Annotated in this window: 28 protein-coding genes and 2 tRNA genes; 16 read left to right on the top strand and 14 right to left on the bottom strand. The window is 67.5% G+C overall.

The window, feature by feature from the left end; genetic code table 11:
- Positions 1-51: 51 nt before the first annotated feature.
- The 5 genes from ACQEU1_RS18840 (at position 52) to ACQEU1_RS18820 (ending at position 3241) form a co-directional block, all read left to right on the top strand.
- Positions 52-522 carry a hypothetical protein gene (locus ACQEU1_RS18840; RefSeq protein ID WP_433203045.1) on the top strand — a complete coding sequence of 157 codons (471 nt, stop codon included), beginning with the start codon at positions 52-54 and terminating at the stop codon, positions 520-522.
- A 393-nt stretch (positions 523-915) separates the two neighbouring features.
- Positions 916-1260 carry a DDE-type integrase/transposase/recombinase gene (locus tag ACQEU1_RS18835; protein WP_433203042.1) on the top strand — a complete coding sequence of 115 codons (345 nt, stop codon included), beginning with the start codon at positions 916-918 and terminating at the stop codon, positions 1258-1260.
- 150 nt (positions 1261-1410) lie between these two features.
- Positions 1411-1680 carry a hypothetical protein gene (locus ACQEU1_RS18830; protein ID WP_433203039.1) on the top strand — a complete coding sequence of 90 codons (270 nt, stop codon included), beginning with the start codon at positions 1411-1413 and terminating at the stop codon, positions 1678-1680.
- Positions 1677-2276: an RNA polymerase sigma factor gene (locus ACQEU1_RS18825; protein WP_433203036.1), complete on the top strand. Its 600-nt coding sequence runs from the start codon at positions 1677-1679 to the stop codon at positions 2274-2276. The genes ACQEU1_RS18830 and ACQEU1_RS18825 overlap by 4 nt, the downstream gene beginning before the upstream one ends.
- Positions 2273-3241, top strand: coding sequence for a hypothetical protein (locus tag ACQEU1_RS18820; RefSeq protein WP_433203033.1), 969 nt, complete (start codon positions 2273-2275; stop codon positions 3239-3241). The genes ACQEU1_RS18825 and ACQEU1_RS18820 overlap by 4 nt, the downstream gene beginning before the upstream one ends.
- Before the next feature lie 172 nt (positions 3242-3413).
- Here ACQEU1_RS18820 and ACQEU1_RS18815 read toward each other — a convergent pair whose 3' ends face one another.
- Complete coding sequence (locus ACQEU1_RS18815) at positions 3414-3965, bottom strand: ImmA/IrrE family metallo-endopeptidase (RefSeq protein WP_433203030.1); 552 nt, start codon at positions 3963-3965, stop codon at positions 3414-3416.
- 81 nt (positions 3966-4046) lie between these two features.
- Here ACQEU1_RS18815 and ACQEU1_RS18810 point away from each other — a divergent pair, with 81 nt between their 5' ends.
- A complete protein-coding gene (locus ACQEU1_RS18810) occupies positions 4047-4553 on the top strand; it encodes a hypothetical protein (protein ID WP_433203027.1) in 507 nt (168 codons plus the stop codon).
- A gap of 254 nt (positions 4554-4807) precedes the next feature.
- Here the strand turns inward: ACQEU1_RS18810 and ACQEU1_RS18805 are convergent, their stop codons facing one another.
- Entirely contained in the window at positions 4808-6220 is a 1413-nt protein-coding gene (locus tag ACQEU1_RS18805; protein ID WP_433203024.1) for an MFS transporter, read from the bottom strand.
- Between the two features lie 125 nt (positions 6221-6345).
- Here ACQEU1_RS18805 and ACQEU1_RS18800 point away from each other — a divergent pair, with 125 nt between their 5' ends.
- From ACQEU1_RS18800 to ACQEU1_RS18780, 5 genes are all read left to right on the top strand, one after another.
- Complete coding sequence (locus ACQEU1_RS18800; protein WP_433203021.1) at positions 6346-7227, top strand: helix-turn-helix transcriptional regulator; 882 nt, start codon at positions 6346-6348, stop codon at positions 7225-7227.
- Between the two features lie 150 nt (positions 7228-7377).
- The gene (locus tag ACQEU1_RS18795; RefSeq protein ID WP_433203018.1) at positions 7378-8412 is read left to right on the top strand and encodes a zinc-dependent alcohol dehydrogenase family protein; all 1035 of its coding nucleotides are present in this window, start codon (positions 7378-7380) and stop codon (positions 8410-8412) included.
- Positions 8409-8786, top strand: coding sequence for a DUF2255 family protein (locus ACQEU1_RS18790; RefSeq protein ID WP_433203015.1), 378 nt, complete (start codon positions 8409-8411; stop codon positions 8784-8786). Before ACQEU1_RS18795 ends, ACQEU1_RS18790 begins: the two co-directional genes overlap by 4 nt.
- A gap of 20 nt (positions 8787-8806) precedes the next feature.
- On the top strand, positions 8807-9829 hold the full coding sequence (locus ACQEU1_RS18785; protein ID WP_433203012.1) for an aldo/keto reductase: 1023 nt from the start codon (positions 8807-8809) through the stop codon (positions 9827-9829).
- Between the two features lie 10 nt (positions 9830-9839).
- Positions 9840-10268 (top strand): (R)-mandelonitrile lyase, encoded by a 429-nt coding sequence (locus ACQEU1_RS18780; RefSeq protein WP_433203009.1) that lies wholly within the window; start codon positions 9840-9842, stop codon positions 10266-10268.
- A gap of 172 nt (positions 10269-10440) precedes the next feature.
- Here the strand turns inward: ACQEU1_RS18780 and ACQEU1_RS18775 are convergent.
- Positions 10441-10514: transfer RNA gene (locus ACQEU1_RS18775), tRNA-Lys, on the bottom strand.
- 283 nt (positions 10515-10797) lie between these two features.
- On the opposite strand from ACQEU1_RS18775, the gene ACQEU1_RS18770 reads away from it, so the two are divergent.
- Positions 10798-11934: a L,D-transpeptidase gene (locus tag ACQEU1_RS18770; RefSeq protein ID WP_433203006.1), complete on the top strand. Its 1137-nt coding sequence runs from the start codon at positions 10798-10800 to the stop codon at positions 11932-11934.
- Here ACQEU1_RS18770 and ACQEU1_RS18765 read toward each other — a convergent pair whose 3' ends face one another.
- From ACQEU1_RS18765 to orn, 3 genes are all read right to left on the bottom strand, one after another.
- Positions 11935-13560: an ABC-F family ATP-binding cassette domain-containing protein gene (locus tag ACQEU1_RS18765; RefSeq protein ID WP_433203003.1), complete on the bottom strand. Its 1626-nt coding sequence runs from the start codon at positions 13558-13560 to the stop codon at positions 11935-11937.
- A 57-nt stretch (positions 13561-13617) separates the two neighbouring features.
- A tRNA-His gene (locus ACQEU1_RS18760) sits at positions 13618-13690 on the bottom strand.
- A gap of 66 nt (positions 13691-13756) precedes the next feature.
- Positions 13757-14362: an oligoribonuclease gene (gene orn / locus ACQEU1_RS18755; RefSeq protein ID WP_394613282.1), complete on the bottom strand. Its 606-nt coding sequence runs from the start codon at positions 14360-14362 to the stop codon at positions 13757-13759.
- A gap of 72 nt (positions 14363-14434) precedes the next feature.
- Here orn and ACQEU1_RS18750 point away from each other — a divergent pair, with 72 nt between their 5' ends.
- Positions 14435-15955: a helicase HerA-like domain-containing protein gene (locus ACQEU1_RS18750; RefSeq protein ID WP_433202999.1), complete on the top strand. Its 1521-nt coding sequence runs from the start codon at positions 14435-14437 to the stop codon at positions 15953-15955.
- On the opposite strand, the gene ACQEU1_RS18745 is transcribed toward ACQEU1_RS18750, so the two are convergent.
- Complete coding sequence (locus ACQEU1_RS18745; RefSeq protein ID WP_433202996.1) at positions 15887-17152, bottom strand: MFS transporter; 1266 nt, start codon at positions 17150-17152, stop codon at positions 15887-15889. The genes ACQEU1_RS18750 and ACQEU1_RS18745 overlap by 69 nt on opposite strands.
- 71 nt (positions 17153-17223) lie before the next feature.
- Here ACQEU1_RS18745 and ACQEU1_RS18740 point away from each other — a divergent pair, with 71 nt between their 5' ends.
- Positions 17224-18159 (top strand): GlxA family transcriptional regulator, encoded by a 936-nt coding sequence (locus ACQEU1_RS18740; RefSeq protein ID WP_433202993.1) that lies wholly within the window; start codon positions 17224-17226, stop codon positions 18157-18159.
- On the opposite strand, the gene ACQEU1_RS18735 is transcribed toward ACQEU1_RS18740, so the two are convergent.
- The 3 genes from ACQEU1_RS18735 to ACQEU1_RS18725 form a co-directional block, all read right to left on the bottom strand.
- The gene (locus ACQEU1_RS18735; protein ID WP_433202990.1) at positions 18138-19679 is read right to left on the bottom strand and encodes a PH domain-containing protein; all 1542 of its coding nucleotides are present in this window, start codon (positions 19677-19679) and stop codon (positions 18138-18140) included. The genes ACQEU1_RS18740 and ACQEU1_RS18735 overlap by 22 nt on opposite strands.
- Positions 19676-20158 carry a PH domain-containing protein gene (locus ACQEU1_RS18730; protein ID WP_433211573.1) on the bottom strand — a complete coding sequence of 161 codons (483 nt, stop codon included), beginning with the start codon at positions 20156-20158 and terminating at the stop codon, positions 19676-19678. Before ACQEU1_RS18730 ends, ACQEU1_RS18735 begins: the two co-directional genes overlap by 4 nt.
- A gap of 119 nt (positions 20159-20277) precedes the next feature.
- On the bottom strand, positions 20278-20421 hold the full coding sequence (locus ACQEU1_RS18725; protein ID WP_433202987.1) for a hypothetical protein: 144 nt from the start codon (positions 20419-20421) through the stop codon (positions 20278-20280).
- A 29-nt stretch (positions 20422-20450) separates the two neighbouring features.
- Here ACQEU1_RS18725 and ACQEU1_RS18720 point away from each other — a divergent pair, with 29 nt between their 5' ends.
- Positions 20451-21689, top strand: a complete 1239-nt coding sequence (locus tag ACQEU1_RS18720) for a helix-turn-helix domain-containing protein (protein WP_433202984.1) — start codon at positions 20451-20453, stop codon at positions 21687-21689.
- A 228-nt stretch (positions 21690-21917) separates the two neighbouring features.
- Here the strand turns inward: ACQEU1_RS18720 and ACQEU1_RS18715 are convergent, their stop codons facing one another.
- The 3 genes from ACQEU1_RS18715 to ACQEU1_RS18705 are packed head-to-tail and all read right to left on the bottom strand — an operon-like array spanning position 21918 to position 25011.
- A complete protein-coding gene (locus ACQEU1_RS18715; protein ID WP_433202981.1) occupies positions 21918-23228 on the bottom strand; it encodes a LuxR C-terminal-related transcriptional regulator in 1311 nt (436 codons plus the stop codon).
- 29 nt (positions 23229-23257) lie between these two features.
- Entirely contained in the window at positions 23258-24757 is a 1500-nt protein-coding gene (locus ACQEU1_RS18710) for an AMP-binding protein (protein WP_433202978.1), read from the bottom strand.
- Between the two features lie 53 nt (positions 24758-24810).
- Positions 24811-25011: a hypothetical protein gene (locus ACQEU1_RS18705; RefSeq protein WP_090010112.1), complete on the bottom strand. Its 201-nt coding sequence runs from the start codon at positions 25009-25011 to the stop codon at positions 24811-24813.
- A gap of 176 nt (positions 25012-25187) precedes the next feature.
- Here ACQEU1_RS18705 and ACQEU1_RS18700 point away from each other — a divergent pair, with 176 nt between their 5' ends.
- Positions 25188-26375, top strand: a complete 1188-nt coding sequence (locus ACQEU1_RS18700) for an NAD(P)/FAD-dependent oxidoreductase (protein WP_433202975.1) — start codon at positions 25188-25190, stop codon at positions 26373-26375.
- 17 nt (positions 26376-26392) lie between these two features.
- Here ACQEU1_RS18700 and ACQEU1_RS18695 read toward each other — a convergent pair whose 3' ends face one another.
- Entirely contained in the window at positions 26393-26887 is a 495-nt protein-coding gene (locus tag ACQEU1_RS18695) for a hypothetical protein (protein WP_433202972.1), read from the bottom strand.
- Positions 26888-26911 lie beyond the last annotated feature (24 nt).

The raw sequence follows: 26911 nt of genomic DNA, 5'->3' as shown, positions 1-26911 counted from the left end.
GGGATGTCCCCGGGCTCGCAAACGGGCGCCCTGCGGGATGTGTCGCGGGCGGTGACGGTGATCATCGCGGTGGTAGTGGGACTGACGTTTCTCTTCGGGTTCGGCAACGTTCTGAGTCTCGCGCTGCGGCTGGGGGTGCCGGTGTGGGTGGCCCCGCTGATCGCGCCAGCTGTCGACTTGTCGATCCTTGGACTGCTCTTGGCGACGCGGTACCTGGCATTGCACGGCGCGTTGGCGGAGGATCTCCGGCCCCTGCGCAAGTTCACCCTGTTCGTCAGCGCGGTCTCGCTTGTGTTGAACGTTGCCGAGCCAGTGCTGTCGGGTAACTACGGCAAGGCGGCGTTCGATGCGGTGGGCCCGATGCTGTTGATCGGCTGGGCTGAGATCGGGCCGCAAATCTTGCAAGCGCTCGCTCGGATCGAGATACCTGTAACGCCTTCTGTTGAGCGGCGGCAGAGTGATGGCCAACGCGAGCCAGCTGCTGCGCGGGCAGATGATGATCTCTCGTGCGCGCCGAGCTGATGCTCGGCATTGGTCTGAGCATCGCCGGCCTATATCGGCTGATGCCCTTCGTCGAGAACTGGAGATCGGAGCCGATCGAGCTCGTGAGCTAGTAGAGGTTGTTCGGAGCGAGGTTGCAGCCAAGGTGTGCGCAGCTGTGTAGATGGCCTGGACGCGCTTCGACGCTCCTGGCTTCACGCTTAGGCGGTTGACATCGTGGTCGTTGTTCTCACAATGCTGGGCCGAGCTGCGCCGGTCAAGGTTCTCGAATGACTCAGCACCTACTTCCTGTTCTGCGCGGGGTCGCCGTATGGCGTTGCCCACCGGCGGGACAGGAGCTGACATCGTCGGGTGGGAGGTCGTCGTCCGATCAATGCCCGCTCACAGGCAGGTGACAATCGTTGTCGTGATCTCGTGGCGTGTACCACCCCGGCCGATCTGATCAAGCGGGATTTCTTCTGCGCCGAAACGGAGATCGACACCCGGTGGTGCGACGTCATCACCTACATCAACACCTGGGAAGGGTGGCTGTACCTGGCCACCGTGATCGACCTCGGCTCCCGCAAGGTCGTCGGCTTGGCCACCGCCGATCACCTGCGCACCGACCTGGTCGAGCAGGCCATGCGTAACGCCATCACTCAGCGCCGCCCCGATCGCGGCGTGATCTTCCACTCCAACAGGGGCTGCCAATACACCTCCAGCCAGTACGCACGGGCGGCGACGTGCGCGGGCCGACCGAACGATGACTACAAGGGGTAGCACCGACGCCACCTCGCGCTTCGGATGCGCCTGCCTGACCTCACGCGGCCCTGTATCCACTGGGCACCACCTCCGCGGCGATCTCCACGGTTTTCAGGCCAGAGCCGATATCGAGTCATGACGACCTTGCTGGTACCTGACCCTCGGTGGATGGAGTTGATCTCTACCCATGCGGCTCTGGTGACGTCCTGGAAGGCCCTGCTGCTGGTGGTGGCCGTTCCCTTGATCGCGTGGGGCCGTGAAATGGTGCGCGCGTGGCAGGAGCGTGTAACCGTGCGCATGATCTTGACGACGGGGAAGCCGGGAAGCCTCGTCATCTCCCAGCAGGACGTTGGCAAGAAGAAGTCGTCGTTGATCGTCCTGGTTGGCGACGGAGACCTGGCCCCGGCCAAGCGGGCACTTGAAGGGTGGAAACCGTGATCTTTCCGGATCCGGATGAGGTGCGGGCCCGTATCGCGGACCTCTACCAGCGGTACGTCATACCGGTCCGCCTGCAGGCGCGGCGACTTCTGCGCGACGAGTCCGCGATCGACGATGTTACTCAAGAGGTATTTATAGCCGCCTACAATCAGCTCAAGCGTGAGCTGGCAGGCGAGCCACACATTTTGATCGACACAGGCCAAAGCGCTCAGCTTTCCTGGCTGCGGACCGTAACTCGAAATAAATGTATCGACCGCCTAAGAGTGGACTGCAGAATAGAGCCCACAGAGAATATTGCGTTGGTCGTGCCTCCAACGTCGAATGAGCCACTTCGCCAGGCGCTAGACAAGGACATGTCGCGAAGGCTATGGAGCGTTCTCGTTGAACATGCGACAGCGCGTGAACTTCAAGTAGTTGAGTTGGCCTTTCGTGAGGAATTGACAAGCCGGGAGATCGCGGAGCTCCTGGGGGTCTCAATAGAGACAGTCCGATCCCATAAGAATCACGTCAAGAAAAAGATCGAAAATGTCATTCCGGAGATAATTTTCCCCAGCGATTCCGGGGATGACGCAGAAGGAATTGAGGGCGGACGGTGAGCGACAAAACTCAGGGGAGCGCGATGAATGAGAAGTCTGCAACGATTCGCGACGCACTTAATGGCCTGGATGACACCCTGGCAGGGCAGGATCAGAGCTTCGATGTGGCGGCAGGACTGGCAGGCCTCATGAACCGCATCGATCAAAGGGAATCCGACCCTTTCGTTCGCGCGGATCAACTGGTTCGCGCGAACCGCGCCGCGGAAATTGCGGTAGACCCCCCTAGTCGCGCAGTTCTGGATTTGACACACGCACGAGTAGTGGGCCGCCAGCGCGAAAGCGTCGTGGGTATGGTCGCCATTACCGGCATGGCAGCCTTGATGGGCGTCCTCATCACCATGTCGTCCCTGACGTGGATCGGGACTGTAAGCCTAGTCGCGCTCGCTATCGCGGTTGCAGGTTGCGTGGCCTTCATCCTGAGGTCGTCCGCCTCCTTTGAACGCTCCTTGATCGAATTTGCGCAAGAATACCGCCAAGGCAATGACGAACGGCCGCGCAGGCGAAAAGATAGAGATGCGACGACCGAAGACGCACCAGGCCCAGCAACAGCGAAGGAGCGGAGAGTCCACTCACCTACAGGATCAGCTCGGGGAATGACTGTTATCGAAAACTTCGAAGGGCAGATCCATATCGACGGCTATCAAGGACAGTCACGTAGACCTATTGCGATGGCACGCTTCTGGCCATGGGCTGCGTTGACGATTTCTTTCCTCGGAGCTTCCTGGAGTGCAACACAGGGAATGCTTGAGCCGTTGCATGCCCTGACCAAGGTGCTTGCATATGCAGCCCCAATTCCAGTTGTAATCATATTCCTAATTAGCATGATTCGGGAGGACTGCCGCAGGGCATCCGCATTGAACACCTTGAAAACCATCCTTGGCCACCGGACGGCTAATGAAGAAGCGCCTACTCTCGAAGGCGAGAAACTCGAAATCGACAGGCGTGTCCGGCGGTCGAAGAGTTAATATCGCTGAGGCTGATTGGATCAAGTCCGAGGAGTTGTCAAGTGGCCGGGAACAACAACCGATGGTTGTTCCCGGCCGTAGTCGCACCAACCATCCCAGCTGGATCTTCAGAGCCCATCCCATCGCCCTGATCGGGCGCACAATGAAGTGGGGTGGATGAGAGGCGGGAATGTCACTCTCGGTTGAGGCTACGGACCGGAGCCACAGAAACTTCACGGATTCCGGTCTTTTTTGTTGGAGTGGGTGCGATCGATCTAAGAACCGTCGGGTGGATGGCGAGGTCGTCGGCAGCGGATCGGTAGGGCCGGTCTCCCAAGCGTCTGCTAAGCAGTGTCCATAGCAGCAGTGGCGCCTCGTGTCCGACCGCGACCGGCTCGTTCTTACGCCAGCCCTTGGTCGACAGCTGGACGAACAGGGAGCGCTTCCGGGTCTCGCCAATCAGGTCCAGGGCGAAGGCGCGCATGATCAGCGCCTGTATCGAGACGCCCCAGGTTGCCTTCAGTCGGGCGTAGTCGGTCAATGAGGTCTTCTCGGTGATGCTCTCCTGCACTCGCTGGCGCGGTACAAGCAGTGCGCCAGCAAACCTGTTTGCTTCGCCTTCTGGGTCCGCTGCGCGAGGGCGGAAGGTGTGCAGGACGATGTGGCCAGCTTCGTGGGCGAGGGTGAACCGTGCGCGATCGCCTTGACTGCCGGGGAAACAGCCAATCAATGCGGGTGCTCCCACTCCGCCCCAGTAAGACACTCCAAAATGGCCTCCAGTGGCTGGAGGTTCGTTGGGATCGTCGGTAAGCACGATTGGTCGATCTTGGGTTTGTTGCTCGCGACGAGGTATCTCGCGCTGCACGGCGCGCCCGAGGCGGGACTGCGGCCGTTGCGACGGTTCACCCTGTTCGTGAGCATCGTGACGTTGGCACTCAATGTCGCGGAGCCGCTGCTGGCTGGTAACTACGGAAAGGCTGCGTTCGACGCGGTCGGACCGGTGTCGCTGATCGGCTGGGCCGAGGTCGGGCCAGGCATGCTGCAGTCGCTCGCTCTGATCACTGCTCCGCGACCGGGGGTCGTTCCAGTTGAACCTGCTCAAAGCAGGTTGGAAGCGATCGGTGTAGAGGCAGTACTTGACGATCTCGACCGCGCTCGAGCAGCGGATGCAGAGCACTGGGCCGTTCACATGCGACCTATTTCCGCCGACACCCTTCGCACCGAACCCGGCGTCGGCATGAATCGAGCACGCGACCTCGTTGTCGCGCTTCGCGCCGAAGTCGCTGCCACGGTTTCCGCCCGAGTCTGCGGAACTGTCCAGACCTCGACCTAGCTCTTCCGCGAAGGCTCGGACGGTAGTTGCGACCGCGAGTCGGAAACAGACATCGCAGCCAAGTGATCGTTTCCGCAGGAACGGAATCGCGGCTTGCATGGAGAGCCTGCGCACCGGGCTCGAGGTCGGTGTGGATCGGGCACGGAAACGCCTGGCTGTTGTCCGCGCTGAGTTGGCTGCGATGGTTGCCGAGAGCGTCGGGACAGGTAATGGCCCGTCGGTGGTGAGCAGGTAGGTCCGCAGGAGCGGTGGCGTCACGCGTCGTTGTGAGCCGGTTCTGCACGCCTGCTTGGGATCACCACGAGTAGTACTACAGTGAGCGCGAGTCCGAGTAGGACGGACGATCCGGTGAGGGCTGCGCTGACGTGGCCTGCGACGCCCGCTGTGTCGTTGGCGGAGGTGGCGACGGTGACGAGAATGCCGAGTCCGAGTGCCATGCCGAGCTGGTGTGCGGTGTTGATCAGACCTGAGCCGGCTCCGGCGTCTTCGGTGGACAGGCTCGAGATGCCGGCGTTGGTCATGGGTGCGAACGCGAGGCCTTGGCCGGCGCCGATGAGCAGCATCGGCAGCGCGACGGCGATCAGGTAGGTACCGTCCGGGTCGAGGCGGCTGAGCCAGGCCATTCCGGCGAGGGTGACGACGACACCGGCGAGCAGCAGCACGGGGCCGGAGATGTGGCCGGCCAGGCGGGGGATGGCCATGGCTACGGCGAAGTTGACCGCGGTCATCGGGATGAACCCGAGTCCTGCCTGCAGCGGGCTGAAGCTGAGGGTGTCTTGCATGTACTGGGTAGTGAAATAGAAGAAGCCGATCATTGCGCCCATGTAGAGCAGGCGGGTGGCGTAGGCGCCGCTGCGTTCGCGGTGGCTGAACAGCCGCAACGGCATGATCGGCTGTGGTGCCCGTGCCTCATGCAGTACCAGTGCGATCAGCAAGGCCGCTGCGACGGTGAGCGCGGACAGGGTGAGCGGGTCGGTCCACCCGCGTTCGGTCGACTCCATGATGCCGAAGACCAGGGCGCTCATGCCGAGCGTCGCGCAGACGGCCCCGATGACGTCGAAACGGCCGGACCGGCGCTCGGTCTCGGTGAGCACCCGGCGGGCGGCGAAGATCATGATTGCGGCGATGGGGACGTTGACGAGGAACGCCGCCCGCCAGGAGATCCAGGCGGTCAGTGCTCCGCCGACGAGCATGCCGAGGCTGGCGCCTATGCCGGCGGTAGCGGCGTACCAGGCCACGGCGCGCGAGCGGGCTTCGCCGGTGAAGTGCGCGGTGATCAGAGCGAGCGAGGTCGGGGCCACGATGGCGGCACCGACTCCTTGCAGGCCCCGAGCAGCAACGATCCACCAGCCGGTGGGGGCGACTCCGATCAGGAGCGACGCCGTGCCGAAGAGGGCCAGGCCGATGAGGAACAGCCGGCGCCTGCCGAGCAGGTCGCCCGCGCGGGCGCCGAGGAGCAGCAGGCCGCCGAACACGAGCGTGTAGGCGTCCTGGACCCACGACAGGGTGGCCGGGGTGAGCTCGAGGTCGGCGCGGATGCTGGGCAGTCCGGTGAACACGACGGAGTTGTCGAGCAGGATCATGAAGTAGCTGACGAGGATGATCGCGAGGATCGCGGTCTGGTTGCCCGCGGCTCGAGGCGTGTCCTGCACAGCGGTGGAGTGCATGGGACCTCTCTTCGTGGCGTTTGACATGTCCAGTTGACCGCTGCCGACGCGCACGAGGGAGGACCGGTCTTTCGGGGTAACGCCAGACCCTCCCTCCCGCTCTGAAGGCACCTACCCTGGGTTTCATGGGCCAAACAGACCACCGCGCCGAGGTCCGCGAGTTCCTCCGCTCGCGCCGGGCGCGCATCACGCCCGAGCAGGCCGGGCTGCCCGCATTCGGTGGCAACCGCCGGGTGAAAGGTCTGCGCCGCGAGGAGGTGGCGCTGCTGGCCGGGGTGTCCATCGACTACTACGTGCGCATGGAGCGCGGGAACCTGTCCGGTGCGTCGGAGAGCGTGCTGGACGGGGTGGCGCGTGCGTTGCAGCTCGACGAGGCCGAACGCGAACATCTGTTCACACTGGCCAAGAGCGCGGAGCCGGGCGAGCGGCGCCAGCGGACGCCGGCGACCGCAGTGCGGCCGGTGGTGCAGCAGGTGCTGGACGCGATCTCGGACGCGCCGGCATGGGTGCGCAACGGTCGTCACGACATCGTGGCGATGAACCGCCTCGGCCGGGCTCTGTACGCACCGGTGCTGGCGGATCCGCGTCGCCCGGCGAACACCACGCGGTTCGTCTACCTCGACTCCGCCGCGCGGGACTTCTTCGTGGACTGGGACCGCATTGCCAACGACGCCGCGGCGATGCTGCGGCTGGAGGCTGGGCGCAACCCGTACGACCGCAAGCTGATCGAGTTGGTCGGTGAGCTGTCGACCCGCAGTGAGGTCTTCCGCAGGCGGTGGGCGTCGCACGACGTGCAGTACCACCGCAGCGGCCAAAAGCGCCTCCGTCACCCGGTCGTGGGACAGCTCGACCTGAACTTCGAGTCGATGGAGCTCCCGTCCGAGTCGGGGCTCACGCTCAACGTGTACACGGCCGCCGCGGGCACACCCACCGCGGATGGACTCAGGATGCTCGCCAGTTGGGCCGCCACCCAAGACCTCGACGAGCCTCAGCCAACGAAGTCCTGACCTGCCACAACGCTTCTGAAACCCCTCTGAGGGGGTCTGCTGTTACCTGTAAGAGCAGGTCCTGCCGCGCCGCCGGGTACTGGCGTTTGATCGAGGTCGACCAGGGAAGCCGCCCGACAGCGGCCAGCCGACCACGACAGGAAGAAGTCCATGAAGGCGACGTTGATCTACGGTGCCGGCGACGTGCGAGTCGAGACCGTGCCGGACCCCAAGTTGCTCGAATCCACCGATGCGATTGTGCGCGTGCTCCGCTCGTGTGTGTGCGGCAGCGACCTGTGGCCCTACCAGGCCAAGCCCGCCAAGGAACACGGCGACCGGATGGGCCACGAGTTCCTCGGTGTCGTCGAGGAGACCGGCTCCGAGGTCATCGGGTTGAAGGCGGGTGACGTGGTGGTGGCGCCGTTCGTGTGGGCGGACAACACCTGCGACTTCTGCCGTGAGGGACTGCAGACCTCGTGCCGGCACGGCGGGTCGTGGGGTGCGACGAACGTCGACGGCGGCCAAGGCGAGGCGGTGCGGGTGCCGCAGGCCGCGGGCACGCTGGTGAAGCTGCCCGTCGGCGAGGACTCCGCGCTGCTGCCGTCGCTGCTGACGCTGTCGGACGTGTTCCCGACCGGCCACCACTGCGCCGTCACCGCGGGCGTCACCCCGCGCACCAGCGTGACGGTGATCGGCGACGGAGCTGTCGGCCTTTGCGCGGTGATGGCGGCCAAGCGGCTCGGCGCGGAGCAGATCATCTTGATGGGCCGCCATACCGGCCGCACCGAGCTCGGCCGCGACTTCGGCGCCACCGACGTCGTCGCCGAACGCGGCGACGAAGGCGTGGAGCGGGTCCGCGAGCTCACCGGCGGCGACGGGACCCACGTGGTGCTGGAGTGCGTGGGCCTCAAGCCCGCGATCGAGACCGCGTTCGGCGTCGTGCGCAACGGCGGCAGCGTCAGCCGCGTCGGCGTGCCGCAGTACCCGGACGTGCCCGCGGACTTCGGAGTCTTCTTCCGCAACATCACCCTCACCGGTGGTGTCGCACCCGCCCGCGCCTACATCGAGGAACTGCTGCCCGACATCCTCGACGGCCGCCTCGAACCTGGCCGTGTCTTCGACCGGACCGTCGCGCTCGACGACATCGCCTCGGGCTACCAGGCCATGGCCGACCGCACGGCGCTGAAGGTGCTGGTCCAGCCGTGACCGCCGCCTGGAGCGCCGAGGAACTCGACCGGATCGGTGCCGCCGAGGAACTCGACCTCGCCTCAGTGCGTGCGGATGAGACGTTGCGGCCGTACGTGACCATGTGGGTCGTCCGTGCGGGAGACGACGTCTACGTCCGCAGCGCCTACGGACCGGACAATCCCTGGTACCGCAGAGCCACCGCCTCGGGCATGGGCCGCGTGCGGGCCGGCGGAGTCGAACGCGACGTCACCTTCGCCCACGCCGCCCCGGACGTGCACGGGGAAATCGACAAGGCCTACCACGCCAAGTACGACCGGTACGGGCCCGCCATCGTCGGTTCCGTCGTCGGCGCGAAGGCCGTCCCGGTGACCATCCAGCTCCTGCCGCGCTGACACTCCCGAAAGGACAGACCATGGAACAGCGAACGCTGGGACGCACCGGCGTCTCGGTCAGCACCCTGTGCCTGGGCACCATGATGTTCGGCGACTGGGGCACCAAGGACCACGACGAGAGCATCAAGACCATCCACCGCGCCCTGGACGCCGGCATCACCTTCGTCGACACCGCCGACGTCTACTCGCAGGGCGAGTCCGAGGTCATCGTCGGCAAAGCGCTCAAAGGCCGTCGTGACGACGTCGTGCTCGCCACGAAGTTCTTCATGCCCATGGACGACGACCCCAACCACCGCGGCGCGTCCCGCCGCTGGATCACGACCGCGGTCGAGAACTCGTTGCGGCGCTTGGACGTCGACCACATCGACCTCTACCAGATGCACCGCTGGGACCCGTCGGTCGACCTCGACGAGTCACTCGGCGCGCTCACCGACCTGGTCCGCGCGGGCAAGATCCGCTACTTCGGACACTCCACCTTCCCCGCCTCCACCATCGTCGAGGCGCAGCACACCGCCCACGACCGCGGCCGCGAGCGGTTCGTCACCGAGCAGCCCACCTACTCGATCCTCACCCGCGGTATCGAGAACGAGGTCCTCCCGGTCTGCCAGCGCTACGGCATGGGTGTGCTCTCCTACAGTCCGCTCGCCGGCGGCTGGCTCACCGGCCGCTACCGCAAGGACGACCAGACCGGCCCCATGTCCGAGGCCCGCAAGCGCCTCGCCAACCGGTTCGACCTCGCGCTTCCGGAGAACCAGCGCAAGCTCGACGCCGCCGACGAACTTGCCCAGCTGGCTGACGAGGCCGGATTGAGCCTGATCGAGATGGCCATCGCGTTCGTCCTGCGCCATCCCGCGATCACCAGCGCCATCATCGGCCCGCGCACGATGAACCACCTCGAGTCCCAGCTCGCTGCGGCCGAGATCACCCTGACCGACGACGTCCTGGACCGCATCGACCAGATCGTCGCGCCGGGCGTCACCCTCAACCCTGCCGACAACGGCTGGGTCAGCCCGTCCCTGCAGCCCGCCGCCCGTCGCCGCTGAGGAGCACCCGATGGAACTCGTGAAACCCAGCGGCACCACCAAAGCACCCGCGGACTGGTTCACCGGCGACGTGTGGTGGGACGTCGTCCACGCCGGCCAAGACCCGTCCCGCATGCGCGTCAACCTTGTCCGCTTCGCACCCGGCGCCCGCACCCACTGGCACTCCCACGACCTCGGCCAGACCCTGCACGTCGTCTCCGGCGTCGCGCTCATCGGCACCCGCGACGGCACAACCATCGAAGCCCACCCTGGCGACACGGTCACCTGCCCGTCGGGCGAAGAGCACTGGCACGGCGCAGCCCCGGACCGGTTCATGGAACACCTGGCGATGTGGGAAGCACGCGGTGATGGCATACCGGAAACCCGATGGGGAGAACCCGTCGCCAACGAGCGCTACTTCGGCCCGCGCATCAACGCTGGAACTCAGTCCGGACGCTGACACTCAAGTCTGATGCGCGCATGACGCGCGCGTCGCTGAGGCATGTTGCCTAAACCCAGGGATGTCCTCGGGCTCCCAAACCATGATCCAGAACTACGAAACGGAGAATTCGGATGAGGACGCGAAAAGCAAAGAAGCAGGTCAACTCGAAAGTCGACCTGCTTCTCTGGAGTACGCCGCCAGGGACTCGAACCCCGGACCCGCTGATTAAGAGTCAGCTGCTCTAACCAACTGAGCTAGCGGCGCTTGTTTGTGTGCCGGAGGCTTGCTCGTTCCGACGTGAAGAACGTTAGCACAGGGCTTCCGCGTGCTCCCAATCGGCTGGTCAGTGCCGGTTTGGGGGTGCATCGGGCACGTAACGATCCGGCCACTTGCGCAACTTCGGACCACCCCGTGTCGTCACCTAGTCGGGGGACGCCAAAACGACATCGTGCAGGCAGTCTCGGGAGCGGGCGACAAGCAGATCGGAAGTACGTCGATGGGGATGTGGAGCAGGCGCGGTCGTGGGGTGGTCGCGGCGGGAATCGCTGTGATCCTGATCGCAGGCTGTTCGGGCGGCGGTGACGCGGCCGGTGGCAGCGGTGGCGGCGAGTCGAGTGCGCCTCCTCCGCCGCCCAAGCCCGTCACGTTGACGCTGGCGCTGGCCAACGGCGCGGCCGACGTGTCGCCCGGCCTGCCCGTCATCGCCACGGCGGCGGACGGGAAGCTGACCGACGTCAAGCTGACCAACGCCGACGGCAAGGTCGTCGAGGGAAAGATGAACGCCGAGGCGACGCAGTGGAACAACACCGAGCCGCTCGGCTACTCCAAGGCCTACAAGCTCGTCGCCACGGCCACCGGTGAGGACGGCAAGTCCGAGACCAAGGAGACCAGCTTCACGACGGTGAAGCCGCGCACGCTCACCTACGTCTCGACGAACCCCCAGGACGGCACCACCATCGGTGTGGGGCAGCCGCTCGCCTTCTACTTCGACGAGCCGGTGGCCGACAAGGTCGCGGCCGAGAAGATGCTGGAGATCACCACCGAGCCCAAGGTCGAGGGCGCCTTCTACTGGTTCAACAAGAAGGAGGTGCACTGGCGTCCGCAGGCGTTCTGGAAGTCGGGCACCAAGATCACGATGAACATCAAGGTGTACGGCAAGCACATCGGTGACGGCATCTACGGCCAGGAAGACCGCACGATCACCACTACGGTCGGCGACGAGGTCATCTACGAGGCCGACGGTGGCGCGCACACGGTCAACGTCAAGGTCAACGGCCAGGTCGTGAAGACCATGCCGACCTCGATGGGCAACGCGGCCAACACCACCCCCACCGGCACGTACGTGCTGATGGAGAAGCACGACCACATGATCATGGACTCCACCACGTACGGCCTCGCGCTGGAGAACGGCGGCTACAAGACGCCGGTCGACTGGGCCTACCGCATGTCCAACAGCGGCATCTTCTTCCACAGCGCGCCGTGGTCCATCGGTGACCAGGGCAAGCGCAACGTGAGCCACGGCTGCCTCAACCTGTCGCCCGAGAACGCCAAGTGGGTGTTCGACAACAGCAAGCAGGGCGACGTCGTGACCGTCGTCAACTCCGGTGGCCCCGCCCTGGAGTCGTGGGACGGCTTCGGCGACTGGCAGGTCCCGTGGGCGACCTGGGTCCAGGGCAACCGCTAGCTACGACACCGTCACCTGGCCGCGTTCAACGGTCAGGTGACGGTTCACCTGCACGGCCTCCAGCATCCGCCGGTCGTGCGTGACCAGCAGCAACGTGCCGGGGTAGTTCTCCAGCGCGGACTCGAGCTGCTCGATCGCCGGCAGGTCGAGGTGGTTCGTTGGCTCGTCCAGCACCAGCAGGTTCACCCCGCGGCCCTGCAGCAACGCGAGCGCCGCCCGCGTCCGCTCGCCCGGTGACAGAGACGCCGCGGGACGCATCACGTGCGCCGCCTTCAGACCGAACTTCGCGAGCAACGTCCGCACGTCGGCCGGGTTCATCTCCGGCACGGCTTCTTGGAAGGCGTCCACCAGCGGTAGGTCGCCCAGGAACAGGCCGCGCGCCTGGTCGACCTCGCCGACCACGACGCCGGAGCCCAGGGTCGCGTAGCCCGACGAGAGCTCGACCCGCCCCAGCAACGCCCCGAGCAGCGTCGACTTGCCCGCGCCGTTCGCGCCGGTGATGGCGACCCGGTCCGCCCAGTCGATCTGCAGGTCCACCGGGCCGAGCGTGAACGAGCCCCGCGAGACCACGGCCGCCCGCAGGGACGCCACGACCGCGCCGGAACGGGGTGCGGAGGCGATCTCCATCCGCAGCTCCCACTCCTTGCGGGGCTCCTCCACGACGTCGAGGCGTTCGATCATGCGGTCGGTCTGCCTGGCCTTCGAGGCCTGCTTCTCGGTGGCGTCGGCACGGAACTTGCGGGCGTTCTTGTCGTTGTCGCCCGCCTTGCGCCGTGCGTTCTTCACGCCCTTTTCCATCCACGAGCGCTGCATGCGCGCGCGGGCCTCCAACGACGACTTGGTGTCGGCGTACTCCTCGTAGTCGTCACGGGCGTGCTGACGCGCACGCGCGCGCTCTTCGAGGTACGACTCGTAGCCGCCGCCGTAGAGGTGCACGGCGTTCTGGTGCAGGTCGAGCTCCAGCACACTCGTGACCGTGCGGGCCAGGAACTCGCGGTCGTGCGACACCAGGACGGTGCCGGCGCGCAGGCCCGTGACGAACTTCTCCAGCCGCTCCAGACCGTCGAGGTCCAGGTCGTTGGTCGGCTCGTCGAGCAGGTAGATGTCGTAGCGGCTGAGCAGCAACGACGCCATGCCGGCCCGCGCTGCCTGACCGCCGGACAACGACGTCATCAGCGCGTCCAGGCCGACCGTGAGCCCCAGGTCGGCGACGACCTCCAGCGACCGTTCCTCCAGGTCCGCGCCGCCCAGAGCCAGCCACTGGTCCAACGCCTCGGAGTAGCCCTCGTCGTTGCCCGCGGTCAACGCCTCGGTGGCCACGTCCAGCACGCGTTGCGCCTCGGCGACCCCGGTGCGCCGGGCGAGGAACGAGCGCACGGTCTCGCCCGCCAGCCGCTCCGGCTCCTGGGCGAGGTGGCCGACGTTGGCGGACGGCGGGTTCAGCGACACGCGGCCCGACTCGGCCGGGATCAGCCCGGCCAGGGTTCGGAGCAGCGTCGACTTGCCCGCGCCGTTCACGCCGACGAGCCCGATGACGTCGCCGGGAGCGACGACCAGATCCAGGCCGGAGAACAGGACGCGGTCACCGTGACCGGCGGCGAGGTCCTTGGCGACGAGCGTGGTCATGAAGACTCCCTGAACGTGAAGAAAGGCCCCCGCAGCAGCGAGGGCCTTTCGACAAAGGGTGAGTGACGGGACTTGAACCCGCGACACCTGGGATCACAACCCAGTGCTCTACCGACTGAGCTACACCCACCATTGCCGGTCGTTGACCAGCACGGAAAGCATAGCAACGTCATCCACCGATTAAGAAATCAGGGGGTCATTTGACGTCCTTCAGCAGGTCAGCGGCCACGGCCTGGGCCTGCTCGGTCGACGGCCCGGGCTGCGGCACGAACGCCGTCCGCCGGTAGTACGCGAGCTCCCGGATCGACTCGACGATGTCCGCCAAAGCCCGGTGCGCGAGCCCCTTGCCCGGCTGCGCGTAGTAGATGCGCGGGTACCAGCGCCGGCACAGCTCCTTGATCGACGACACGTCGACCATCCGGTAGTGCAGGTGCGCGTCCAGCGCCGGCATGTCGCGGGCGATGAACCCGCGGTCGGTGGCGATGGAGTTGCCGGCCAGGGGAGCGGTCCGGGGATCCGGCACCCACTCCTTGATGTAGGCCAGCACGGCGGCCTCGGCCTCTTCCAGCGACACCGCGGACGCGCGCACCTCCTCGGTCAGGCCCGACTTGGCGTGCATCTCCATGACGACCTCCGGCATCGAGGCCAGCACGTCATCGGGGGCGTGGATCACGATGTCCACACCCTCGCCGAGCACGTTGAGCTCGGCGTCCGTGACCAGTGCCGCGATCTCGATCAGAGCGTCCTTGCCCAAGTCGAGTCCGGTCATCTCGCAGTCGATCCACACCAGACGATCCATCACGCCCCGAACATTACTGCGCGGAGGCTCAACTTCGAGTGGCGGCGTGCGGCAACCTGGTTACGCTCCTCGTGCATGACGGCTCAGGGTGACATCGCTGCCGGCTACGCGTCCGAGAGCGCGGCCATCGAACTCGGTGCTGTGCTGGTCGACGGACAGGTCGAGCCGACGGCACACGTCCGCATCCCGTTGTCCATGGTCAACCGCCACGGACTTGTCGCAGGCGCAACGGGAACCGGAAAGACCAAGACCCTCCAGCTGCTCGCCGAACAGCTGTCCAACAACGGCGTTCCCGTGCTGATGGCGGACGTGAAGGGCGACCTGTCCGGCCTCTCACAGCAGGGGGCACCCAGTGACCGAACCGCGACCCGAGCCAAGGACACCGGCGACGACTGGGCCGCCACGGCGTTCCCGGTGCAGTTCCTGTCGATCGGCACGGGCGGCATCGGCGTGCCGCTGCGGGCGACGATCACGAGCTTCGGCCCGATCCTGCTGTCGAAGGTGCTGGGCCTGAACGACACCCAGGAGTCCACGCTCGGCCTGATCTTCCACTGGGCCGACTCGAAGGGCCTGCCGCTGCTCGACACCAAGGACCTGCGCAGCGTCATCCAGCACCTGACCAGCGACGAGGGCAAGGCCGACCTCAAGGGCATCGGCGGCGTCTCCAGCTCCACGGCGGGCGTGATCCTGCGGGCGCTGGTCAACCTGGAGGCGCAGGGCGGCGACCGGTTCTTCGGCGAACCCGAGCTCGACCCCGCCGACCTGATGCGCGAACGCGACGGCAAGGGCGTCGTGAGTCTGTTGGAACTCGCGGAGCTGCAGGGCAACCCGGCGCTGTTCTCCACGTTCCTGATGTGGCTGCTGGCCGAGCTCTTCGAGACGCTGCCCGAGGAAGGCGACGTCGAGAAGCCCAAGCTGGTGTTCTTCTTCGACGAGGCGCACCTGCTGTTCTCCAACGCCTCCAAGGCGTTCCTCGACCAGATCACCCAGACCGTGAAGCTCATCCGGTCCAAGGGCATCGGCGTGTTCTTCTGCACGCAGCTGCCGACCGACATCCCGAACGACGTGCTGTCGCAGCTCGGCGCGCGCGTCCAGCACGCCCTGCGCGCGTTCACGCCGGACGACCAGAAGGCGTTGGCGCGCACGGTGAAGACGTATCCGACGACCCCGCACTACGACCTGGAGAAGGCGCTCACGTCGCTCGGCATCGGCGAGGCGATCATCACCGTGCTGAGCGAGAAGGGCGCGCCGACCCCGGTCGCGTGGACCCGGCTGCGCGCGCCCCGCTCGTTGATGGACACCATCGGCAACGACGCCATCAAGCAGGCCGCCCAGGGCAGCGACCTCCACGGCAAGTACGCCGAGACGATCGACCGCGAGTCGGCCTACGAGCAGCTGATGGCGAAAGTCGCGCCACCCCAACAGGAATCGGCCCCGGAACCCCCTCCCGCCGAACGGCGCGAGAAGGAGGAACCGGGGATGGTCGAGAAGGTGCTCGGCAACAGCGCCGTCAAGTCGTTCCTGCGGTCAGCGGGCAGCGCCCTGGCTCGCGAGATCACGCGAGGGCTCTTCGGGACTTCGCGCAAGCGACGCTGACAGCACCGCCGCGCCGATGCACAGCCCGCCCGCGACGTACCAGGCCAGGTCGTAGCTGCCCAGGTGGTCGCGGGTGAGGCCGGCCGCGGACGCCGCGATGGCCGCGCCCAGCTGGTGCGACGCGAACACCCAGCCGAACACGACGGGCCCGGACATGCCGAAGTACTGGCGGCACAACGCCACGGTCGGCGGCACGGTCGCGACCCAGTCCAGGCCGTAGAAGATGATGAACACCAGCATCGACGGGTGCGCCGACTCGCCGAACAGCTGCGGCAGCAGCATCAGCGAGAGGCCGCGCAACGCGTAGTAGCCCGCGAGCAGCAGCCGCGAGTCGACGCGGTCGGTCAGCCAGCCGGACGCGATCGTGCCCACGATGTCGAACACGCCCACCAGCGCGAGCAGCCCGGCGGCGGTCGTCGTCGGCATGCCGTGGTCGTGCGCGGCGGGGATGAAGTGCGTGCCCACCAGGCCGTTCGTGGACGCGCCGCAGATCGCGAACCCGCCTGCCAGCAGCCAGAACGGCCGGGTGCGCGCAGCCGAGGTCAACGCGCTCAAAGCCCGTCGAGCCGCACCACCACCAGGCGGCGGGGGAGTGTCCTCGGAAGCGCCGAGTGGCAGCAGGCCCACGTCCCTCGGGTACTCGCGCAGGAAGAACGCGGCCAGCGGCACGACGGCCAGCGCGGCGATGCAGATGACGAGCGACGCGGGGCGCCAGCCGTAGCTCTCCGACAGCCACGCCACGGTCGGCAGGAACACCAGCTGCCCGGCCGCGCCACCGGCCGTCAGCACGCCCGTGACCAGGCCGCGGTGCTTCACGAACCAGCGCCCGGTGATCGTCGCGACGAACGCCAGCGCCATCGAACCGGTGCCGAGCCCGACCACGACGCCCCACAGCAGGACGAGCTGCCAGGACGCGGTCATGAACACGGTCAGGCCGCTGCCGATCGCGACCATGGTCAGCGCGTAGGTGACGACGATCCGGACACCGAACCTGTCCATCAGCGCGGCCGCGAACGGCGCGGTCAACCCGTACAGCAACAGGTTGATCGAGATGGCGAGCGAGATCGTGCCGGTCGACCAGCCGAACTCCGCCCGCAACGGCTCGATCAACGCTCCCGGAGCCGCGCGGAACGACGCGGCGCCCACCAGGGCGATGAAGGACACGCCTGCGACAACCCAGGCCCAATGGAGTCTCACGCCGACAAGGTTCGGCGATCGCCGAGGCGTCAGCCAGTGGCCCGATGGCCAACATGTGAAAGAATCAGGCCATGCACCGGATCGCCGTTCTCGCCCTGGAGCAGTCGGTGGCGTTCGACATCGGCAGCTCCACGCACATGTTCGCCCGGCTGCACGACCGCTACGAGGTGGTCGTCTGCTCCCCGGACCGCCGCCCGATCCCCACGACCGGCGGCTTCACCATCGCGCCCGAGCACGGATTGGAGGCGCTCCAAGACGCGGACACGGTGCTGGTGCCGGGCACGCACTACCAACCGGCACGCGAGGGCTGGCTGGAGCCGGCGGTCGAAGAGGCCCTCAAGACGACGAACGCGCGGCGGATCATGTCGATCTGCACCGGCGCGTTCGTGCTGGCCGCGGCCGGGCTGCTGGACGGCAGGCCCGCGACCACGCACTGGCGGACCACCGACGAGTTCCGCCGGCTCTACCCGAAGGTGCGGCTCAACCCGGACGTGCTGTTCGTCGACGACGGCGACGTGCTGACGTCGGCGGGCGTCGCGGCGGGCATCGACCTGTGCCTGCACGTCATCAGGTCCGACCACGGCAGCGAGGTCGCGAACTGGATCGCGCGCTACTGCGTCGTCCCGGCGTGGCGGCAGGGCGGTCAGTCCCAGTACGTCGACCGCCCGGTGCCCACCTACCCGGACACGTCGACCGCGCTCGCCCGCGAGTGGGCGTTGGAGCGGCTCCAAGAACCGCTGGACCTGGCCGCGATGGCCGGGCAGGTGCGGATGAGCGTGCGCACGTTCACCCGCCGGTTCCGCGCCGAGACCGGCATGTCGCCCGGCCAGTGGCTGACCCAGCAGCGGGTCGACAGGGCCCGGCACCTGCTGGAGACCACCGACCTGCCGATCGACCAGGTCGCGAGCCACGCCGGTTTCGGCACCGGCGCGGCTCTGCGACAGCAGCTGGCGGCGAGCGTCGGGGTTTCCCCGAGCGCCTACCGTCAGACGTTCCGTTCGGCCTGACCGTCCACACCGGACTCGATCAGGAAGGGGCGCAGCAACTCCGGCACGGCCTCGTCCGCGAGCGCCAGCCCGTGGGACGCGCCGACGTCCGTCACGTGGTAGACGCCCGCACCCGCCGCCGTGGTCGCGCCGATCGTCATCAACCCGCTGCGGCGCTGGAAGAACGACTGGTGGATGCGCCACCCGATGATGCCGGTGCGCTGCAACGCGACGGTGCTGCGCACGAGAGAGTTGTTGCGCGTCACCAGATACCGCTCGTCCAGCGCGTTGCCGAGCGACCGGTAGTTGTCCCAGCCGACCAGCGCGGCGAACGGCAGGATCGCCACCGGGATCGGCCACGCCCACGACGGCGCCCAGATCGCGAGGCCCACGGCGATCACGATCCACGGCAGGGTGTGCCGGATCATGCTGCGGCGCAACGCGGCGAACGGGTGCTTGCGCAGCCGCAACGTCGTCGGGTCGTTGCCGACCTTCAGCACGTCCCGCGAAACCTGGTGCGCCACCGACAACGGCGCGGGCGGCAGCAGCAGGTTGCTCTCGCCCTTGGACCCCAGGCCCGTCGTCACGGCGGCGAGCTTCGCGCCCTTGCCGGCGCGCACCAGCAGCGGTTCCTGGATGTCGACGCCGCGCAGCCGTTGCTCCTCCACCGACACCGAGCGGGTGGTGAGCAGACCCCGTTGCACGCGCAGGGTTTCGTCCGGCTCGCGGGTCAGCCGGTAGTTCCAGAACTGGAGGATGTACAGCGGCACCGAGAGGATCAGCCCGATGACCGCGAGCCCGAACAGGAACGCGGCGAAGAGCGCGAGGCTCGGGTTCTCGAACAGCCACACCCACAGGTCCTGCACCGGGTGCAGGCCGATGTCGTCGGCGTAGTTCGACAGCACGCCGAAGATCGCGCCGATCGCGACGAGACCCGACAACGACAGCGGCGCGTACTTCAGCCACTTCAGGTCGAGCTGCGAGATCACCTCGGACTCGGGCAGCGCGACCGGTTCCGCGGTCTCGCCTTCGGCAGCCGGCTTGGGCGCTACTCCCTTCTGCAGCAACACCAGGCGGAGCCGTTCGGCCTCCTGCTGCGTCACCGCGTCGAGCGTCAGCCCGTCCGTGCCGGGAACGTCCTGCTGGCCCGTGCCGATCCGCACCGCCGACAGCCCGAAGATCCGGTGCCCCGGCTTGGAGGTGAGGTCGACCGTCCTGATGCGATCGCGCGGCACCGCGAGCTGCTTGCGGGTCAGCAGACCGGTGTGCAGCTCGACCTGGTCGTCGGTGATGCGGTACTTCGTGGTGCGCCAGCTGAGGTAGCTGAACGCGAGGATCGCCGCGACCGTCGCGCCGGACGCGATGAGCCGCCACTTCTCGCCGTTGCCGGTGAACAGCAGCACGAAGATCGGCACCAGCATCGCGATGCCCTCGTTGAGCGGCCGCACGACCAGCATCCGCACGTGCAGGCGGTGCCACTCCTGCAACGGCTCGGTGAACTCCGGTGCCGCGGGCAGTCCAGCGGGAACCTCCGCGGTCACGTGGCATCACCCGGCGTGGCCTGGGTGGTGTTCGTCAGCTCGACCACGAGCCGTTGCGCGACCTCGTGCTCCAGGCCCTCGATCTCGACGGGGCCGGCGGCCGACGCCGTCGTCACCGTGACGGTGGAGAGGCCGAGCATCTGCTGGAACGGCCCGCGCTTGGTGTCGATCGTCTGGATCCGCGAGACCGGCGCGACTCTCCACTCCTGGTTCAGCCAGCCGGAGAGCGTGTACACGGCGTCCGGCGTGGTCTCCCAGCGGTGGACGCGGTAGCGCCAGCTCGGCTCGATCGCGGTGTGCAGGAGCCCCACGACACCGGTGGCCACCAGGAGCGCCAGCTCCCACGTCGGCGGCCTGCTCACCAGCAGGAAGACCACGAGCTGAGGCACGAACAGCACCAGCCAGAACGTGGCGGCCTGCATCGTCCACAGCAGGACCGACTTCGGACTCACCTGGTGTGCAGGCGTGCGCAGTTGCAGAGTCACCCCTCAAGGGTGCACCACTCGTACCTGGTGGTGTGGCCAGGTGTGTCAATTGGTGTGTCGGTGGCCGGGGCGGTCCTGCGTGCGAGGGAGGCAGGACCGCCCCGGCCGGTCGATCAGTGCTGGACGGAGGCGGAGGCGTACGGCGGGGTGAACTGCGAGCCCGGGTCGTCCGCCGTGGCCGCGCCCGCCATCGCGACCACGGCCCCCAAGGTGAGGATCACGGCTGCGACGGTTCGAGCGATAGTGTTCAACTTCATGGAAGGGGCTCCTTCGTTAGGTGGCGGCCGTGGATGAGGGCAGGAAGTCGTTGACGAGGTTCGGCACGCGGTTGCGGGCGGTCCGGCTGCAACGGGGTTTGTCGCAAAAGGACCTCGCGTGCCCCGGCGTCTCCATGAGCTACGTGTCGCGGCTCGAGTCCGGCGAACGGGTGCCGTCGCCCACCGTCGTGCGCAGGCTCGCCGAGGTCCTCGGCGTCGACCCCTCCGAGCTGGTGGTCGACGAGGACAGCACCGCCATGCAGGACGAGGCGCTCGCGTGGTGCGAGGCGCTGCTCGCGTACCACGACGGCGACCTCGTGCTGGCCGTCGATCTGCTGGAGACGCTGGGAAAGCGGTCCGACGAGGAGATGTTCGGCTGGTGCGTGCGCTGGACGCGCCTGGTGATGCTCGCGAGGCAGCGCGACCACGAAGGTCTGCTGCTGGCGGCGGCGAAGCTGCGCAAGTCGTGGTCTCCCGGTCCGGCGGTGGACGCGCTCGCAGAGATCCTGCGCGCATCCTCGTTGCGGCGCCTCGGCCGGACGGCCGAATCCGTGAAGGCCGCGAGCGAAGCCGTTGAGCTGGCGGGCGGTGACGGCGAACGGGTGCGTCGCGTGCAGACCCGCGCGCTGATCGCGTTGTGCGCGGAGCTCACGTGTGCCGGCCGGCTCGCGGACGCCGAACAGGTCGTGGACCAGCTTTCCGCGCGGCTGCCCGAACTCGGCCGCGACCGGCTCGCGATCTCCACGTGGTGGGCGCGCGCCAAGGTCGCCGACCGCCTGGGTGACCGGACCGAGGCCGCGCACTGCATCCGCGAGGCCGTCTCGATGCTGGACGACTTCGACGGCGATCCCGAGTACCGCTGCCGCGTCCGGCTCGCCGGGGCGTCCATCGCGTTGCGCACGCCCGGCACGAACCTCGACGACGTGGTCGCGTTGCTGGACCAGGTGGAGACGACGGCCGCGGCCATGCGCCGCCAGGACGGCCTGCTGGCGCACGCCCGCGCGTTGCGGGCCGAGCTCGCGTTGCGCGACGGCGAGATCGATCGGGCCCGTGAGCTCGCGGAGGGAGCGCTCGCCACCGGGCGGCTGGACGCGGAACAGCAGCTGCGGTGCCACCTCCTGCTCGTGCGGGCGGCGGACGAGGTCGAGCCGTCCGGCGGTGGTGAGGCGCGGGCCGCGCTGGCCGGGCTGCTGGAGCACATCAACCCCGAGGGCGTCGACCCACTGCTCTGGCGGGACGTGGCACGCATCGCCCTGCGCAAGCACTAGGCCTGCTCGGCGGTGTTGCCTCGTCATGACCGGCCCTCGCTCGTTAACTGGACACCTTGTTAACGGAGCATGACACAGACCAGTTACCCATCACATCACCCAATTACGCTGTGCATGTCTGGGTAAAACACCCGTGAACCGGCAGTTCCCGGTCAGCGGCAAGCGGCCGAACGGGCGATGGTCAACATGTCCGGAAGGACGAGTTGTCAATAAGTTGACAATGGATGACTAGCTGGTGGTCAGGTTCATCCACCACACGATGGCGCCGGCGCGGCCGTTGACGTCAAGCGTGGTGTAGATGCGTTGCAGGTGGTTCTGCACGGTCTTGGGGGACAGGCCCAGCGACTCCGCGATCATCGCCGTGCTCGCCCCGGCCGCCACCAGCCGCAGCACCTCGATGCCGCGTTTGGTGAGTCCCGCTCGCAACGCGCGGGCGATCCGGGTGTTCGTGTGCTCGGCGGTACCGGTTTCGTGGAGCTCCGCCGCGTTCGGGACGCGCACCACGGCGTCCTCGCGCTTGGGCTCGAAACGCCTGTGCGCCAACTGTTCCACGAGTCGTGACGACAGGTCGTGCTCGCGCATCCGGAGGAGGTCGCGGCCCTCCTGCAGTTCCCACAACCGGTACTGCTCCAGCTGCAGCCGGGCGTGCCGCAGCGCGCGTTCGAGATCGCCCGCCCGTTCGTGCGCCTCGCTCAGCTGCTGGTGCGCGTGCACCGCGACCTCCCGCGCCAGGCAGCTCATCGCCAGCTCGGCGGCCTGGGTGAGCTGCGCGATCTGCTCGGGGTAGCGGGCCCGCGCGCCGCTCAGCCGTGCCTTGGCCATCAACGCCTCCGCGCGGGCCACCGGGCGGTTCCTTCCGGCAAGCAACTGGTCAGCGCGCTGCCAGCTGCGGTGCGCGCGGTCAAGTTCACCCAGATCGATGCGCACGTGTGTCAGCAGGACGTTGACCATCGCCATCCGCACCGGGTCGCCGAGCGTCTTCCAGCGGTCGCGGACCTGAGCGCACAACGCTTCCGCGCGCCGCAGCTTGCGCACGCACGGCTCGCCGTCGAGGCTGCACCGGCTCTCCTCGGTGCGGATCATGCAGTGCTCGTGGTACTGCATGCGCATCACCCGTGCCTGTTCGAACAGCACGGACCCGATCAGCTCGTTGTCCCCGGTGAGCTCCGCGAGACCCAGTGCGCGGGCGAACGAGTTGAAGCTCCGTTCCCGAGAGTCGAGTCGCAGTTCCACCACCGCACGGGAAAAGCTGCACCGCGCCTGGAGTCCGATGTGGCGGTTGGCCGTCGCGATCGCCTGCACCTTGTCGATGGTGTCGAGCGCGCTCGGCCACAGACCCCGCTTGCCCAGCGCCACCGACTGCGTCAGCACGCCCTCCGCGACGCCCTCCACGTCGTCCAGCCACGTGAACGCCGCCACCGCCTTTTCGGCGTACTCCAACGCTTCGCCCGGCCTGCCCTCGTCCAGGGCGATCCGCGCCTCGCGCAGGTTGTGCACGGCGTTGGCACGCGGGTCCGCGGTCCTGCCGGGAACCGTCATGGTGAAGCCCCCTCACTCCGGGGGCGAGCCTACTGGTGGTCGCGGAGTTGACGTTTCAACACTTTTCCGGCCGCGTTGCGGGGCAGCTCCTCGACGAAGAAAACGTCGCGAGGAACGGAGTACCGCGCCAAGTTCGCCTTCACGTGGTCGCGCACCTGTTCGGCCGTAAGTGTTTTTGCGCCTACAACGAACGCGGCGAGGCGCTGGCCCCACTCGTCGTCCGGGACGCCGAGAACCGCGACCTCCGTGACGCCCTCCATCGTCGAGAGGAGGTCTTCGACGTCGTGCGGGTAAACGTTCTCGCCACCTGAGACGATCATCTCGTCGTCGCGTCCCGCCACGAACAGCAGGCCGTTCTTGAGGTAGCCGAGGTCGCCGGTCGACATCAGGCCGTCCAGCGACTCCTTGCTGGTGCCGTTGGTGTAGCCGTCGAAGAGCATCTCGTTGCCGACGAAGATCCGCCCGGTTTCGCCCTGCGGCACGGGTTTGCCGGTGTCGTCCACAATGGCCAGTCTGGTGCCGAGCGGCGGTTTCCCGGCCGTGCCCGGTTCCGCGAGCATCTCCTCTGGCGTCGCGATGCTCGCCCAGCTGACCTCCGTCGAGCCGTAGAGGTTGTAGAGCACCGGGCCGAACTCCTCGAGGGTGCGGGCGGCGACCTTCGGCGGCAGGGCGGAGCCGCTCGACGCGATGATCCGCAGCTTCGGCCGGTGCGCCGTCTCCAGCATGCGTTGCAGCATCACGGGAACGACGAACATGGCGGTGCACCTGTCCGCGTCCTTCAGTGCCTGCGCGGGCTCGAACTTCCGGCGCAGCACCAGGGTCGCGCCGAGCACCAGGCCGAGCTGGAACGCGGCGAGGCCCCAGGCGTGGAAGAGCGGGGAGGTGATGGAGATGACGTCGCCGTGCCTCAGCGGGATGCGCGACAGCAGTGCGGCGGCGGGGGCGAGGCTCGCGGGTTCCGGCCGGCGCGCGCCCTTAGGGGTGCCGGTGGTGCCGGAGGTGAGGATGATCAGCCGGCCGCGCGGAGGTCTGCGGGGCAGTGCCGTGCGCGGGCCGTTCGCGATCAGGCCTTCGAGCTCGTCGGCGAAGAACGCGGGGAGGTCCGGGAGCACGTCGGCGAACTCGCGGTCGGTGACGATCCGGTCGATCCGCTGGTCCCGCGCGACCTGGGCCAGTTGTCCTTTGCTCAGGCCGGTGTTGAGCAGCACGGCGTCGGCGCCGACCTTCGTGCACGCCGTCATCGTCTCGATGAACGCACGGCTGTTGCGCAGCAGCAGCCCGACGCGTTCCTTGGGGCGGAAGGCGTGCGCGAGCCGGCTGGTGCGCTCGTTCACTTCGGCGTACGTGAGCACGCCGTCGTCGTCGATGATCGCGGCACGGCCGGGGTGCCGCCCGGCACCCGTCTGGTACCCCCACGCGAGGGTGATGTCCCAGTGCAGGTAGCCGCGCACGGTGCCGGCGAGCCCGCGCGGGCCTAGCGGCCGGATCACTCCGGCTTTGACCAGGGTCAGCAGCACGCGGGTCACCATGCGGCCCACTCTGCCATCAACCTACTTGCGAGTAGGTAACGGTGTGACGGCGGTCACATATCGGTGTTGGAGGCGCTCACGACGGCGTCGCGCAACGCGGCTCGCAACCGGCCGACCTCCAGTGGTGTCAGGACGGCGGCCTCGCCCGGCGGCACGGTGATCACGATGTGCCCCTGGCTGACGAACACCGTCATGTCCCGTCGGCGCGAAGCGATGTCGCGGCAGCTCACCTGCCACTCCTCTTTTGCTCCCACGGGTTTCTTCCTCCAGCTCACTCGGCGCGCCGGCTCGGTGCACCGGCGCTCACGTCAAAGGAGACGTGCGTCACCGGCTGTCATGACGGAGGTTTCGGGTTCTCCGTCCAGCGACCGCGCCGAGCTGCGGTTAGCGTCGCACGTGGGACGAGAACAGGTCACCTGGAGGGGTGAAAATGGCGGAACCGCAACGCATCGTCATCGTCGGGACGGGCCTCGCCGGCGCCTCCGCCGCGGGCGCGCTCCGAGACCGCGGCTACGGCGGCAAGATCACGATGTTCGGCACCGAACACCACCGCCCTTACGAACTTCCCGCGCTGTCCAAGGACGTGCTGCTCGGCAAGGCCGCCGAACCGGCGTGGGTGCACGAGCCGAGCTTCTACTCGGACAACGAGATCGACCTCCAGCTCGGCGTCTCGGTGCTGGAGCTCCGGCCGGACGACCACACGATCGTCGACTCGGACGGAGCGGTCCGCACCTACGACCGGTTGTTGCTCGCGACGGGCTCACGCCCGCGCGTTCTGCCTGGCGCACAAGGACATGTGCTCCGCACCCTGGACGACTCGATGGCGCTGAAGTCCGCGCTGCGCGAGGGCAGGCACGTCCTGATCATCGGCGCGGGCTGGATCGGCTGCGAGGTCGCCTCCGCCGCCCGCACGCACGGCTGCCGCGTCACCGTCGTCGACCCTTTGGCCGAACCGCTGGTGCGCGTCCTCGGCGCCGAGATGGGAGCGATGTTCCGCGGCCTGCACGAACAGCACGGCGTGGAGTTCAAGCTGGGCACCGGCGTAGCGGGCTTCTCGCCGTCCGGCGTGCGGCTGGACGACGGCACCGAGGTGATCCCGGACGTGACGGTGCTGGCCGTGGGTGCGACACCGCGGCTGGAACTGGCCGAAGCCGCAGGTCTGGAGCTGGCTTCCGGCGGCGTCGCGGTGGACGCGGTGTTGCGGACGTCCGCACCCGACGTGTTCGCGGCCGGCGACATCGCCGCGCAGGACCACCCGCGCTACGGCGGCAGGGTCCGCGTCGAGCACTGGGCCAACGCCAAGGACCAGGGCACGCACGTCGCCGGGTCGTTGATCGGGCTGGACGAGCCGTACCTGAAGTCGCCGTACTTCTTCACCGACCAGTACGACCTGGGCATGGAGTACCGCGGCCTCGCCGACCCCGAGGACGAGCTGGTGGTGCGCGGGGATGTCGCGTCGCGGGAGTTCATCGCGTTCTGGCTGCGCGACGGGCGGCTGCGGGCGGCGATGAACGTCAACGTGTGGGACCACGGGACGGCGCTGAAGGCGCTGGTGGACGCGCAGGCGACCGTGACGGCGGAGCAGCTGCGCGAAGCGGACCTGGGCGCGCTCGTCTAGAAGCCCGTCGGCGCCGGTCACAAGCCGTAGCACCGGATGACGGATCTCCGTCTCGGAGCAAGCTCGGAATCTTTGATCCACTCGGCATCGATGAGCAGTTCCCTCGTTGGTGCCGAGTGGTCGCAGATGGCGGGCCACACGCGAGGCGGTTGGTAACCCTTCGCCGAATGTCCTCGCCTGTCCCGGAAGTTGCTCAGGTAGCTGACCCGTGTCCAGCTTTCGGACGCACTGATGACAACGGCGGGGGTGATCTCGAATTCCTCTGGGGTGAGGAATGGCGTCACCGTGTGTGGATCCCAGCCTGGGTCGTGATCGACCAGCCGCACGTCAGCTGCTTGTGCGTCCCAGAACATCGGGGTGCCGATCGGGAGGAATCGCTTGCCGTTGTTGAACGAAGTCAGTTCGGGCAGGCAGAGACTGACTCGCACTTGGCGTCGTCTGAAAGTGTGCTTCGGGTGCCGGCCGCGGATGACACGAGCTGGAAGCCAGTGCCGATCGTCGAACTTGACCACTACCTTGTCGCTGCGCGAACCATC

Origin of the sequence: Lentzea sp. CA-135723 (assembly GCF_050936595.1) — a bacterium.
Classification (GTDB): Bacteria; Actinomycetota; Actinomycetes; order Mycobacteriales; family Pseudonocardiaceae; genus Lentzea.
The sequence above is the reverse complement of the archived record's forward strand: the minus strand, read 5'-3'. Positions and strand labels throughout refer to the sequence as shown.